This window comes from Streptomyces sp. SS1-1, from assembly GCF_008973465.1.
Classification (GTDB): domain Bacteria; phylum Actinomycetota; class Actinomycetes; order Streptomycetales; family Streptomycetaceae; genus Streptomyces.
In genome coordinates this window covers 4,723,955-4,737,193 of record NZ_WBXN01000004.1, presented here as the reverse complement: position 1 = coordinate 4,737,193, position 13,239 = coordinate 4,723,955, and the positions used below count along the sequence as shown (strand labels likewise).

At 72.3% G+C, this 13,239-nt stretch carries 10 protein-coding genes; 5 read left to right on the top strand and 5 right to left on the bottom strand.

Features of this window, described 5'->3' with window-relative positions; genetic code table 11:
- Positions 1-67 precede the first annotated feature (67 nt).
- Entirely contained in the window at positions 68-3,484 is a 3,417-nt protein-coding gene (locus tag F8R89_RS23225) for an ATP-dependent helicase (RefSeq protein WP_151785754.1), read from the bottom strand.
- 311 nt (positions 3,485-3,795) lie between these two features.
- A complete protein-coding gene (locus F8R89_RS23220; RefSeq protein ID WP_151785753.1) occupies positions 3,796-4,182 on the bottom strand; it encodes an MGMT family protein in 387 nt (128 codons plus the stop codon).
- A 186-nt stretch (positions 4,183-4,368) separates the two neighbouring features.
- Between F8R89_RS23220 and F8R89_RS23215 the strand changes: the two genes are divergently transcribed.
- The 4 genes from F8R89_RS23215 (at position 4,369) to F8R89_RS36260 (ending at position 10,863) form a co-directional block, all read left to right on the top strand.
- Positions 4,369-7,155 (top strand): lysylphosphatidylglycerol synthase domain-containing protein, encoded by a 2,787-nt coding sequence (locus tag F8R89_RS23215; RefSeq protein ID WP_151785752.1) that lies wholly within the window; start codon positions 4,369-4,371, stop codon positions 7,153-7,155.
- Between the two features lie 221 nt (positions 7,156-7,376).
- Positions 7,377-8,924, top strand: a complete 1,548-nt coding sequence (locus F8R89_RS23210; protein ID WP_151785751.1) for an alpha/beta hydrolase — start codon at positions 7,377-7,379, stop codon at positions 8,922-8,924.
- A gap of 134 nt (positions 8,925-9,058) precedes the next feature.
- A complete protein-coding gene (locus tag F8R89_RS23205) occupies positions 9,059-10,603 on the top strand; it encodes an alpha/beta hydrolase (protein WP_151785750.1) in 1,545 nt (514 codons plus the stop codon).
- A gap of 89 nt (positions 10,604-10,692) precedes the next feature.
- Complete coding sequence (locus F8R89_RS36260) at positions 10,693-10,863, top strand: hypothetical protein (protein WP_192806198.1); 171 nt, start codon at positions 10,693-10,695, stop codon at positions 10,861-10,863.
- A gap of 96 nt (positions 10,864-10,959) precedes the next feature.
- Here F8R89_RS36260 and F8R89_RS36840 read toward each other — a convergent pair whose 3' ends face one another.
- Positions 10,960-11,178, bottom strand: a complete 219-nt coding sequence (locus F8R89_RS36840) for a hypothetical protein (RefSeq protein WP_225994469.1) — start codon at positions 11,176-11,178, stop codon at positions 10,960-10,962.
- A gap of 446 nt (positions 11,179-11,624) precedes the next feature.
- Here F8R89_RS36840 and F8R89_RS23195 point away from each other — a divergent pair, with 446 nt between their 5' ends.
- Positions 11,625-12,008 carry a hypothetical protein gene (locus tag F8R89_RS23195; RefSeq protein WP_192806197.1) on the top strand — a complete coding sequence of 128 codons (384 nt, stop codon included), beginning with the start codon at positions 11,625-11,627 and terminating at the stop codon, positions 12,006-12,008.
- A gap of 87 nt (positions 12,009-12,095) precedes the next feature.
- Here the strand turns inward: F8R89_RS23195 and F8R89_RS23190 are convergent, their stop codons facing one another.
- A complete protein-coding gene (locus F8R89_RS23190) occupies positions 12,096-12,410 on the bottom strand; it encodes a hypothetical protein (protein WP_151785749.1) in 315 nt (104 codons plus the stop codon).
- Positions 12,411-12,422: 12 nt separating this feature from the next.
- Positions 12,423-13,211: a DUF6928 family protein gene (locus F8R89_RS23185; protein ID WP_151785748.1), complete on the bottom strand. Its 789-nt coding sequence runs from the start codon at positions 13,209-13,211 to the stop codon at positions 12,423-12,425.
- Positions 13,212-13,239 lie beyond the last annotated feature (28 nt).

The following is a 13,239-nucleotide window of genomic DNA, read 5'->3' as shown; positions in this document are numbered from 1 at the left end:
GGAGGAAGCGCAGGTCGGAGCGGGTGGTGCGATCCGTCACGCCGGTGATCGGGGCGCGCCGGACCGGTCACTCGACCACGTGCCGTCCCTCGGGGCGCGCGCTGCACGACGCGCGGAACGCGCAGTGCGTGCAGTGCTGGCCCGCGGTGGGCGTGAACCGTTCGTCGAGGACCTTTCCGGCCGCCGTGGCCAGCAGGTCGCCGACCCACTCTCCCTCCGGGCCGTCCAGCGGTTGCTGCGCCTGCACCTTGGGCAGCGTGTCGCCGCCGTCCCGCCGGGCGGCGCCCTGACGCAGCTGGACGAGTTCGGCGCCGCCCGGCTCGGGCCGGGCGCCGTCGAAGACCTCGTCGACGGCGCCCTCGCGCACGGCGAGCTGGTAGACGGCGAGCTGGGGGTGGCGGGCCACCTCGGCCGCGGTGGGGGACTGCTTGCCGGTCTTGAAGTCGACGACGTAGGCGCGTCCGTCGGCGTCGGCCTCGACGCGGTCCATCTGGCCGCGGATGCGCACCTCGAAGTCGCCCGCCTCCAGCGTCACGTCGAAGTCGTGTTCGCTGGCCACCGGGGTGCGGCCCGCGCGGTCCATCACATGCCAGCGGAGGAAGCGTTCGAGCGCCACGCGCGCGTTGGCCTTCTCCTGCTCGGACTTCCACGGGGCGTCGAAGGCGAGGGCGTTCCAGACGGAGTCGAGCCGTTCCATGAGGACCGCGAGATCGGCCGGGGTGTGCCCGGAGGCGACCTCGTCGGCGAGGACGTGCACCACGTTGCCGAACCCCTGGGCGACGGTCGCGGGCGCGTCGGCCTTCACCTCGCGGCCCAGGAACCACTGCAGGGAGCAGGTGTTCGCCAGCTGGTCCAGCGCGCTGCCGGACAGCACCACGGGCTGGTCGCGGTCGCGCAGCGGCACCTTCGACTCGGTGGGTTCGAACATGCCCCACCAGCGGTAGGGGTGGGCGGCGGGCACCAGCGGACGGCCGTCGTCGTCGGCGAGCGCGGCCAGCCGGGCCAGGCGGAGTGCCGCGGCCCGGCGCAGCGCCTCCGACGCGCGCGGGTCGACCGTCGTCGCCCGGAGTTCGGCGACGAGGGCGGCCACGGACAGCGGGCGGCGGGGGCGGCCCGTCACGTCGACGGGTTCCACGCCGAGTTCGGTCAGGAAGCGCGAGGGCTGGTCGCCGTCGTCGGCGGGGGCCTTGACGGCCGTGACGACGAGCCGCTCACGCGCGCGTGTGGCGGCCACATAGAACAGCCTGCGCTCCTCGGCGAGCAGCGCGCCGGGGGTGAGCGGTTCGGCGAGCCCGTCGCGGCCGATCCGGTCGGCCTCCAGGAGGGAGCCGCGGCGGCGCAGATCGGGCCACAGGCCCTCCTGGACCCCGGCGACGACGACCAGGCGCCACTCCAGCCCCTTGGAGCGGTGCGCGGTCATCAGGCGGACCGCGTCCGGGCGTACGGCCCGCCGGGTGAGGGTGTCGGCGGCGATGTCCTCGGCGTCGATCTCCTCGAGGAAGTTCAGGGCGCCCCGGCCGCCGGTGCGCTCCTCCGCGCGCGCCGCCGTCGCGAACAGGGCGCACACGGCGTCCAGGTCCCGGTCGGCGTTGCGTCCGGCGGCGCCGCCGCGTCGGGCGGCGCGTTCCAGGCGGGAGGGCCACGGGGTGCCCTCCCACAGGTCCCACAGGGCTTCCTCGGCCGTACCGCCGCCCGCGAGGCGCTCGCGGGCCGTGCGGAGCAGCGCGCCGAGGCGCTGGGCGCCCCGCGCGTAGGTGGGGTCGTGCACGGCCAGCCGCTCGGGCTCGGCCAGGGCGCGGGCGAGCAGGTCGTCGGAGGGCGGCGGCAGCGGGTTGCCGGCGGCCCGCTCCTCGTCCCGCAGGGCCCGCCCGAGGCGGCGCAGATCGGCGGCGTCCATGCCGGCCAGCGGGGAGGTGAGCAGGGTCAGGGCGGTCTCGGTGTCGAGCCAGCAGGGGGCGGGCGCGGCCTCCTCGTCACCGGAGGGGGCGGGCGCTGCCTCCTCGTCACCGGAGGAGGCGAGCACGGAAGACCCGGGCTCGGCCGGCCCGTCCTCCGTGCGTCCCTGCCCCTCCTCGGCGCGCCCTTGCCCCGCCACCGCCGTGGCCACCGCGCGCAGTGCCGTCAGCAGGGGCGCGACGGAGGGCTCGTGGCGCAGGGGCAGGTCGTCGCCGTCGATGTCCAGGGGCACCCCGGCGGCCGTGAGGGCGCGGCGGACGGTCGGGATGGTGCGGGAGCCGGCGCGCACCAGGACGGCCATGTCGCTCCAGGGGACGCCATCCTCCAGGTGGGCCCTGCGCAGGATGTCCGCGATGTTGTCCAGTTCGGTGCCGGCCGTCGGGTACGTGTGGACCTCCACCCGGCCGCCCTCGCGGACCGCGGCGAGCTCGCGGTGGGCGCGGACCTTGTCGGCCGGGAGCCGGGTGAGCGGCATGCGCCGGGTCAGCAGCCGGGTCGCGGCGAGGAGCGCGGCCCCGGAGCGGCGGGAGGTGCGCAGGACTTCCACGGGGGCGGGACGGCCGTCCGCGCGCGGGAAGGTGTGGGGGAAGTCCAGGATGCCGTTCACGTCGGCGCCCCGGAACGTGTAGATCGACTGGTCGGGGTCGCCGAACGCCACGAGGGTGCGGCCGCCGCCGGCGAGGGCGCGCAGCAGCCGTACCTGGGCCGGGTCGGTGTCCTGGTACTCATCGACGTACACGGCGTCGTACCGCGCGGCGAGCGCCTCGGCGGCGTCGGGCCGCCGGGCGAGCAGGACCGCGCGGTGGACCAGCTCGGCGTAGTCGAGGACGCCCTGGAGGTCGAGGACGTCCAGGTACTCGGCGAGGAAGGAGGCGGCGGCCCGCCAGTCGGGGCGGCCGATGCGCCGGGCGAAGGCGTCGAGGGCGCCGGGGTCGAGGCCCAGCTCGCGGCTACGGGCGATGACCGCGCGGACCTCGTCGGCGAAGCCGCGGGTGGTGAGGCAGGCGCGCAGCTCGTCCGGCCAGCGCACGTGGGCGAGCCCGAGCCGTTCCAGTTCGGGCTGGCCGGCGAGCAGCTCGCGGACGGTCACGTCCTGCTCCGGGCCGGAGAGCAGCCGCAGGGGCTCGACGAACAGGTCGTGGTCCTGGTGGGCGCGGACCAGGGCGTAGCAGAACGAGTGGAAGGTGGTCGCCTGGGGCGCGCGGGCGGCGCCGATGCGCAGGGCCATGCGGTCGCGCAGTTCGACGGCGGCCTTGCGGCTGAACGTCAGCACGAGGATGCGCTCGGGGTCGCCCCCGCGCGCGATGCGGGCCGCCACCGACTCGACGAGCGTGGTCGTCTTGCCCGTGCCCGGTCCCGCGAGGACGAGCATCGGGCCGCCGGTGTGGTCAACCACCGCGCGCTGGGCGGCGTCAAGACGAGGGGGAGCCACCTGCGCCGGAGGGGTACGCACCAACCGGTAAGCGCCACGGGTCCCCTGTCGCACCGGTGTGTGCGACAGGCGCCTGGTGGAGGAAGAGGAGCTCACGTGGTTCGCCGGTCCTGGTGGGTGTGCAAGGGGTCGTGGCCGGCGCGCTGCGCCGTCGCCGGGAGGCGGTGGCCGGGGCCGCGGACGGCCGCCTTCCGCGCGGGGAGTGCGGTGACCGCGGGGTGAGGGGGACACGCGCAGCCGACGCTACGCCGGGGGACGCCACGGAAGCAGGGCTTCCGCTTCATCCCTCGGGTCACTCCTGGCACCGGTGCCCCTCGCCTCACGAACGTACGTCATGCCTCGGACGTGCCCTCCTGCCCCGGGACGCGTCACGCGTCACACGGCGGGCCCGCCGATGGCGGAAGCTGTCAGGTGTGACCCTGTGCGCATCCACCGCCGTCCCAGCGCGCCCGTCTCATGTCGAGGCGCGGCAGGTGGTTCCCGGCGGCCCTGCCGGCCTCCTTCAGCGGTGTGCCCTCGGCGCGGTAGTGCTCCAGCGCCCGCAGATCGTGACCGGGCAGCAGGACGCCGTCGGAGCGGACCACCCGCCACCACGGGACGGCACCGCCGTAGAGGGCCATCACCCGGCCCACCTGGCGCGGCCCGCCCTCCTCCAGCCACTCCGCGATGTCGCCGTACGTCATGACGCGCCCCGGCGGGATCAGCTCGGCGACCTCCAGGACCCGCTCGGCGTACTCCGGCAGCGCGTCCGTGTGCTGCGGACGGGCGGCGTCCGGAAGGCTCTCCTCGCTCATCCGCCCCATCCTGCACCACGCCACCGACAACGCGACGCGCCCGCCACCGTGCGTAGCCCTCGCCCCGGGGCCACGCTTCGGGCAGACTGTGCGCCCCCGCGTTTGCACCCTGATGCCCCTGTGTGTCGGTGGGGCATGCCACCATCGTGCGGGCGGTGACTGGTGATACGAGATCAAGAAGAGACGATGAGGCAGCAGGGCGTGCACCCCGAGGACGCGGAGAGCACGTCCGGCGCTTCGTCGCGCCCTGACACCGCTCACGCGGGCGACAAGGCCCCCGAGGGGACCGCCGCCGGCGAGGAACAGCAGGTCAGCGGGGGCTCCGAGGCCGGCCGTGCGACCGGCGGGGCGACGGCCAAGATCGTCGAGGAGGCGCATGCCGACGAGGTGGAGGGCGACGAACCGCTGCTCCCCGCGCGTGTGCACCGCCCCTCCGACCTCGTCCGGGTACTGGCCGGCGTCCTGGGCATCGTGCTGCTGCTCGCGATCGCGGCGTTTGCGCACGGCACCACCTCGGGCCTCGAACAGGACATCAACAAGGGCACCGGGCAGGCGCCCGACCTGTTCAGCAAGCTCGCGGGCCTGGTCTCCAGCATCGCCATCCTGCTGGTCCCGGTGGCCTTCGCGATCGAACGGCTGATCAAACGGGACGGGCTGCGCATCGCCGACGGCGTCCTGGCGGCCGTCCTCGCGCACGGGGTGACACTCGCCACAGACCTGTGGGTCGCGCGGGCGGCTCCGGAGTCCATCCGGGACGCGCTCACCCAGCCCGCCCCCGGTGACGTCGGCTCGCTCACCGACCCGGTGCACGGCTACCTCGCGCCGGTCATCGCGTACATGACGGCCGTGGGCATGTCGCGCAGACCCCGCTGGCGCGCGGTCCTGTGGGCGGTCCTGGTCCTGTACGCCTTCTCGATGCTGGTCACCGGCTACACCACGCCGTTCTCGATCCTGCTGACGCTGCTGATCGGCTGGGCCGTCGCCTACGGCACGCTCTACGCGGTCGGCTCGCCCAACGTCCGCCCGACGGGACGGACGCTGATGGCGGGCCTGCGGCACGTCGGGTTCCGCCCCGTGAGCGCGGCCCGCGAGGAGGTCGCTGACACCCAGGAGACCGCCACCGACCGGGGCCGGCGCTACTTCGTCACCCTGGAGGACGGCCCTCCGCTGGACGTCACGGTGGTCGACCGGGAGCAGCAGGCGCAGGGCTTCTTCTACCGCGCGTGGCGCAACCTCACGCTGCGCGGCTTCGCCACCCGCAGCAGCCTCCAGTCGCTGCGGCAGGCCCTGGAGCAGGAGGCCCTGCTCGCCTACGCGGCCATCGCCGCCGGGGCCAACGCGCCCAAGCTGATCGCGACCTCCGAGCTCGGCCCGGACGCCGTGATGCTGGTCTACGAGCACACAGGCGGCCACACGCTGGACTCGCTCGCGGACGACGAGATCACCGACGACCTGCTGCGGGACACCTGGCTGCAGGTCAAGGCGCTGCAGTCCCGCCGTATCGCGCACCGCAGGCTGGTCGGCGACGCCATCCTGGTGGATCGTTCCGGCAAGGTGATCATCACCGACCTGCGGATCGGCGAGATCGCGGCGAACAGCCTGCTGCTGCGCATGGACATCTCCCAGCTGCTGGTCACCCTCGGGCTGCGCGTCGGCGCCGAGCGCGCGGTGGCCTCGGCGGTCGGCGTGCTCGGCCCGGACGCCGTGGCCGACTGTCTGCCGATGCTCCAGCCGATCGCGCTGAGCCGCTCCACGCGCGCGACGCTGCGCCGGCTCGCCCGGGAACGCGCCCAGCGCGAGCGCGACGCGGTGCTGGAGGCGTCGCGGCTGTCCAAGCAGGCCCGCAGCGAGGAGGCGGCGGCCGACACCGGCGCCGACTCCGAGAAGCTGGACAAGAAGACCGTGCGGGCGCAGGCGCGGGCCGAGAAGCGGGCGCTGGACGAGGCGCTGGACGACGCGCGCGAGGAGGACCTGCTCACGCTGATCCGGCACGAGGTGCTGCGGATCAGGCCGCAGGCACCGGTCGAGCCGGCCCGCCTCGAACGGGTGCGCCCGCGCACCCTGATCAGCTTCATCGCGGGCGCCATCGGCGCGTACTTCCTGCTCACGCAGCTCACGCACATCGAGTTCGGCCCGCTCGTCGCGAACGCCCAGTGGGGCTGGGTGGCCGCGGCCGTGCTGTTCTCCGCCGCCAGCTACTTCGCGGCGGCGATGGCCCTGCTCGGTTTCGTGCCCGAGCGGGTGCCGTTCCGGCGGACGGTGGCGGCGCAGGTCGCCGGGTCCTTCGTGAAGATCGTCGCGCCGGCCGCGGTCGGCGGCGTCGCCCTGAACACCCGCTTCCTGCAGCGCGCGGGAGTGCGGCCGGGGCTCGCGGTGGCGAGCGTCGGCGCGTCCCAGCTGTTCGGGCTCGGCTGCCACATCCTGATGCTGCTGTCCTTCGGCTATCTCACCGGCACCGAGAAGACGCCGTCCCTGTCGCCGTCCCGCACGGTCATCGCGGGTCTGCTGACGGTGGCGGTGCTGGTGCTGGTCGTGACGTCGGTGCCGTTCCTGCGGAAGTTCGTCGTCACGCGCGTGAGGTCGCTGTTCGCGGGCGTCGTGCCCCGCATGCTGGACGTGCTCCAGCGGCCGCAGAAGCTGGTCACCGGCATCGGCGGCATGCTGCTGCTGACCGCGTGCTTCGTGATGTGCCTGGACGCCTCGATCAGGGCCTTCGGCAGTGAGGGCACCTCGCTGAGCATCGCCAGCGTGGCCGTCGTCTTCCTCGCGGGCAACGCGCTCGGCTCCGCAGCCCCGACGCCGGGCGGTGTGGGCGCCGTGGAGGCCACGCTGACCGTCGGTCTGATCGCCGTCGGCCTGCCCAGCGAGGTCGCCGCGCCCGCGGTGCTGCTGTTCCGGCTGCTGACCCTGTGGCTGCCGGTGCTGCCCGGCTGGCTCGCCTTCAACCATCTGACGCGCAAGGGCGCGCTCTAGGACGCCCTTCCCGGCAGGGTGGGGCGAGGCCCGGCAGGGTGGGCGAAGCCCGGCAGGGTGGGGCGAGGCCCGGCAGGGTGGGCGAAGCGCGGCAAGATGGGACGAAGCCCGGCACGCCGGGCGCCGTACCCGTGGAGGGGCACCGGACGAGCGTGGCGCCGCCGTACCTCGTACGGCCCGTGTCCCGGGCGCCGCGCCCCGCACGACCGCAGGATGGGATCATGCCGAACCCGCTCCGGCTGCGCGCCGCCGCCCTGCCCGCCGCCGCCCTGCTGCTGGCCTCCGCGCTGGCGGCCTGCGGGGACGACAACTCCGGGGACCGTGATCTGACGGCACAGAAGCTGACGTGGCGTGACTGCCCCGCGCCGTCGCAGGCGCAGGGGGGCGGGGGCAGCCCCTCGCCGCTCCCGGACGACGGCACCTGGCAGTGCGCCAGGATGAAGGCGCCGCGCGACTGGGACGACCCCAAGGGCGACACCATCGAGATCGAGCTGATCCGGGTGAGGACCACCGCTCCCGAGAACCGGCGCCTCGGCTCCCTGATCTTCAACTTCGGCGGGCCGGGCGGCTCGGGAGTCACCACCCTGCCGGCCTTCGGCGAGTCGTACGAGTCCCTGCGCACCCGCTACGACCTGGTGAGCTTCGACCCGCGCGGGGTCGGCCGCAGCGCTCCCGTGTGGTGCGAGGACGACCAGCAACTCGACGCCTACTTCCAGCAGGACGCGACCCCGGACGACGCCGCCGAGCGCAAGGAGCTCGTCGACAGCACCAGGGACTTCAACAAGGCGTGCGAGAAGAACTCCGGCGAGATGCTCCCGCACGTAGGCACCACCGAGGCGGCCCGCGACATGGACCTGATGCGTCAGGTCCTGGGCGACGACAAGCTCCACTACTTCGGCATCTCGTACGGCACGGAACTGGGTGGCGTCTACGCCCACCTGTTCCCGAAGAAGGTCGGCCGGGCGGTGTTCGACGCGGTGGTCGATCCGACCCAGACCCCCGAGCAGGAGTCCCTCGCCCAGGCCAGGGGCTTCCAGCTGGCCCTCGGCAACTTCGCCGAGGACTGCACCTCCCAGGCCGAGGACTGCCCGATCGGCGACACCCCGGAGGACGTCGAGAACCGCATCGCCACGCTGCTGAAGGACCTCGACAGCAAGCCGATCAAGGGAATCTTCCCGCGCGAGCTCACCCAGAGCGCCGCCACCAACGGCATCCTGCAGGCCCTGTATTCGAAGGACTTCTGGCCGTACCTCACCGAGGGCCTTGAGCAGGCGTACGACGGGGACGGCAGCACCCTCATGCTCCTCTCCGACTCGCTGAACGGACGCAGCGAGAACGGCGAGTACAACAACAGCTCGGCCGCCAACGTCTCCGTCAACTGCGCCGACGAGAAGCCCCGCTACACCCCGGAGTTCGTGGAGGACCGGCTGCCCGAGTTCCAGAAGGCCTCGAACCTCTTCGGCGACGCCCTCGCCTGGTCGATCCTCGGCTGCACCGACTGGTCCGTGCCCGGCGCCGCCGACCATCCCGACGTCAGCGCGCCCGGCTCGGCACCGATCCTCGTCGTGGGCAACACCGGCGATCCGGCCACCCCCTACGAAGGGGCCCGGAAGATGGCACGAGCGCTGGGCGACGGGGTGGGCGTCGAGATGACCTACAAGGGGCAGGGGCACGGGGCGTACGAGAGCGACAACAAGTGTGTACGGGACGCGGTGAACGGCTATCTGCTCGACGGGAAGGTGCCCCCGGCCGGGACGGTCTGCGGCTGAAACTCGCCCACCCCTTACATATTCGCAGGTCAGAGAGTTATCCACAGGGTCCGACGGGCTTTCCGTGATCCGCCTAGTATGGCCGGACCGCCCTCCGCTGCACGGTGCGGAGGGCCCGCGAGGGGGGACACGGCATGGCACGGTTCGTACGGTGGACGGCTCTGACGGCTGCCGCCGCGCTGCTCGCGACCGGGTGCAGCGGGGACTCGTCGGACGACCCGAAGTCCGACGGGGACACGGGCAGCAGCGCCTCGGCGCCGGCCGCGAGTTCCGGGACCGCACTGCCCTCCTCTCTGACCTCGCAGAAACTGGACTGGGGCCGCTGCAAGGCCACCGGCGGCTCGCCGGCGCCGGGCGGCGAGTGGCGGTGCGCGACGCTCAAGGCGCCGCTGGACTGGAAGAAGCCCGAGGGCAGGACGATCGACCTCGCGCTGATCCGCGCCAAGGCCACCGGGGACGACCGCATCGGCTCCCTGCTGTTCAACTTCGGCGGCCCCGGCGGCTCGGGCCTGGCCACCCTGCCCTGGTACTCGGCGAGCGCGTCCGCGCTGCGCGAGCGCTACGACCTGGTGAGCTGGGACCCGCGTGGAGTGGGCGCCAGCGAGGGTGTGCGCTGCCGTCGCGACCAGGAGATCCAGGCGTCCGAGGCCGTCGACCTGACGCCGGACACCCCGGCGGAGGAGACGGCGTACTTCCGTGACGCCGCGAACTTCGGGAAGGGCTGCCAGAAGGCCGGAGGCTCCCTGATAGCGCACGTGTCGACCACCGACACCGCCCGCGACATGGACCTGATGCGCCACGTGCTCGGCGACCGGAAGACCCACTACTTCGGCATCTCCTACGGCACCGAACTGGGCGGCGTCTACGCCCACCTGTTCCCGAAGAACGTCGGCCGGATCGTCCTGGACGCGGTGGTCGACCCGACCGCCGACGCGACGGGCCACGCCGAGAACCAGGCGCTGGGCTTCCAGCGCGCGCTCGACAACTACCTGAAGTCCACGGGCAAGAGCGCGGAGGCGGGCACCCGTGAGGTGGTCGACCTGCTGAAGGAGATAGACGCGAACCCGCTGCCGACGTCGTCGAGCCGCAGGCTCACCGAGTCGCTCGCGCTCACCGGCATCATCAGGCCGCTGTACAGCAAGGCCAGTTGGCCGACCCTGACCAGTGCGCTCCAGGCGGCCCAGCAGGGAGACGGCACCGAGCTCCTGGCCCTCGCCGACGAGTACAACGACCGTGAGGCGTCGGGGAAGTACGGCACGGGCAGCCACTCGCAGCGGGTCATATCGTGCCTGGACGACAAGCAGCGCCCGACGGCCGAGGACGCGAAGAGGCTGCTGCCGCGCTTCGAAAAGGTCTCGCCTGTGTTCGGCCCGATGCTGGGCTGGGACACTGCCGGCTGGTGCCATGACTGGCCCGTCTCCGGTCAGTACGACACCCCGGAGGTGAGCGCGCCGGGCTCCGCCCCGATCCTGCTCGTCGGCAACACGGGTGACCCGGCGACCCCCTACGAGGGCACGCGCCGGATGGCCGACGAACTCGGCAAGGGTGTCGGAGTGATGATCACCTGGAAGGGCGAGGGCCACTCCGCCTACGGCAAGGGCAGTTCCTGCGTGGACTCCACGGTCAACGCGTACCTGCTCAAGGGCACCGTCCCGAAGGACGGAAAGGTCTGCTCCTGACAGCTCGCCCAGAATCTGTACGCGACGGCCGGCCGCTGCGATCATGAACGCCGGGCAGAAGCCCGCATGCGTGGGTGGGGGGTAGGACGTTGCGCAACCTGGTCGTGAGCCTGGTGCTGGTCACCGTGGTGTTCGCACTGGTGCTGCTGGCACTCGGCGGCAGCATGGGAGGCGTGGAGACCGGCATCTGGGCGGTGGCCTTGCTGGCGGCGATCACGGTGGCGGTCCGCCGGTATGTACGGCAGGGGCGCCTCGGCTAGACCTCCGAGGAGCCGCCAACCGTACGCATCGTCGGCTCCTGACCTGCGGTACAGCGGCCGCTCGCCCAGCTGAACCGCAGGAATCGCAGGGGTCCATCAGGTGGCCCCGTGCCGCCTGGCGGCGCCGCAGATCTCCCGTGCGGCGTTCGGCTGCTCCAACAGCATGGTCCCGGCCTCGCGTCCGTCATGGGTGGATGCGCAGGCGCGGCCCTCGGTGAGCAGACGCAGTTCCGGAAGCGGGTGCCGCCACAGCAGGACGGCGCGCTCCCACATCTCCAGGTGACGGGTGGTCAGCGGAGTTCGTACTGCGGGCAATCATGGGCCGACGGCGGGGTGTGCCGGGTGTACGGAGGCTGGACGGTGTACGTGCCGAGCACCGTCTCCCCCGGCTCCAGGACTTCGTTTCGGATCCCGCGTTGGCGACCGATCTGCGCCCCGGCCCAGCCGCCACATCCGGCCGCCGCCAGGCGCCGGCCACATCACCACCCACCACGGCAGACCGCCCTCGATACCGAAACCGACCGCCGCCGCCGAAGCGGGCAACGCCGTCGCGACAGCGCCGACTTATGTGAGGGAGCCGTCCCGAACTACTGGTCGAGATCAACTTCTCACCCTAGTATCCCATCGCAGCCCAACTCACCAAGTTGATAACACAGTTGGGCCCATCGGTCACCGCTGGACATCGAGCCGGACAAGGATCTCCATGACGAAGAAGCGTTCCAAGGCTTTCGGTGCCGCTGCCGCGGCCTTGCTGGCTCGCGGTGGACACCCCCGCCTCCGCGGTCACCTACACCGTCACGACCTCCGCCGCCCACGCCGGCGACGTGTGCACGGTGAATCCCTACTACTGCCACGGGTCCGCGTCGTTCATCAAGGACGGCGACCACCTGCTGGTCTGGGACAACAACAGCGACGGCCACTCGGTGGTGGTCAGATACATACGGTCCGACGACGGCAAGAGATACGACGCCTGGCACCACTACGGGGCCGGGAAGAGGCTGGACGTCAACATGAACCTCCCGGAGGGCAAGTGGCCCAACGCGTGGATCCAGTACGAGGTCTGCCTGGGCGAGTACAACGGCGGCAACAAACCGTCCATCATGTTCGAGACCTGCTCGGACTACATGATCGAAGACACCCAGTGATCCTCCGCCCGCGGCCATGCGTGGCCGCGGGCCGTTCAGGGCAGGCTGCACTCGCCAGCCCGCCCCTGTAGTGGTTGTCCGGCGGGATCACCGCGTCCACACCTGCTGAAACTCCTCGGCCGGGATGGCCTCCAGCAGCTCCTCTTCACGGTCGATCGCTTGGTCGGTCAGGCAGCCGTCCTCGTCCTCCAGGTGTTCCCATTTGTACCGGTGGAGCCGGCCGGCCGAGGTCAGCTCGGCTTGCTTGACGACGATCAGCTCGTCACCGTCGCGTACGGCCTCGATGTACCACAGGCCGCCCTCCTCGTCGGTGTGACGGAAGTGGTGCCGCAGGGTGGCGCTCTCATCGAGTGCTTTGAAGTACGCCACGGCCTCATTTCTGATGCGCTCCAGGTCAACCACCCGCCCATCGTGTCAGCGAGCGTGAGGGGGCGGCTGCGACGCCGGGCGACGCTCGCGCTCGAGCAGTGAGCCATCAGACTGCAGCGTGTAGACGCGCGGCGGCGGCATGGCTTCGACCGCCTTTCGTAGCGCCGCTTCCTGCTCAGCGGGGTCGGGCCCATCGGGGTCTCGCACGTGGAATCCGTACAGCTGGACGGCCTCCGCGTCGACGTCATCAGGGTGCGGACGGCCTTCCTGGATGAAGCCGCAGAGCGCACGCAGCGCGTCTTCTCCCATTTCCAAGGGATGGAAAGGCAGGGCGTAGGGCTCTTCCTCCTCGCCGGGCCAGGGGACGATGTCGGCCGGGCGGTCGCCGGCCCAGTAGGGCAGCTCGAAGGGGAGTGGTTCGCCGATGTTCTCGATGATGCCGCTGTCCGGGGACAGGCTCAGGGAGCGGACGAGGCGCCCGTCCTCCCACACGGCGAACGCCAGCCAGTCGACGACGCTGTGCATCGCGTGCAGGACGAGTCGTCGGCCGGCGCTTGCCGCCACGAGGTGTTCCGGGAGCTGGGAGGGGGCGTCGATCATCACCCTCTGATCGCCGATCACGTCCACGCCCGGCCAACTGGCCGCGTACGCCGTTCCCTTCGGGGGGTAGACGCCATCCCAGAGGTTCGAGCCCTCGCACTCCTCGATCTGCCAGCCGGGGTAGAGCCGCCGCATCAGGGCGGTCGTCCGGTCGAGGTCCGCCGTGCCCACCTGCCGCAACAGCCCCGGCACCTCGGCGTCGGCGTACACCAGCAGTCCCGTCTTGGCTCCCAAAACCCCTCCCCGCACGTTGCCTTCACCA

Excerpts from the sequence above, each read along its gene's own strand:
- F8R89_RS23205 (WP_151785750.1), top strand. The coding sequence starts at position 9,059 with ATGGCACGGTTCGTACGGTGGACGGCTCTGACGGCTGCCGCCGCGCTG.
- F8R89_RS23220 (WP_151785753.1), bottom strand. The coding sequence starts at position 4,182 with ATGAGCGAGGAGAGCCTTCCGGACGCCGCCCGTCCGCAGCACACGGAC.
- F8R89_RS23215 (WP_151785752.1), top strand. The coding sequence starts at position 4,369 with ATGAGGCAGCAGGGCGTGCACCCCGAGGACGCGGAGAGCACGTCCGGC.
- F8R89_RS23210 (WP_151785751.1), top strand. The coding sequence starts at position 7,377 with ATGCCGAACCCGCTCCGGCTGCGCGCCGCCGCCCTGCCCGCCGCCGCC.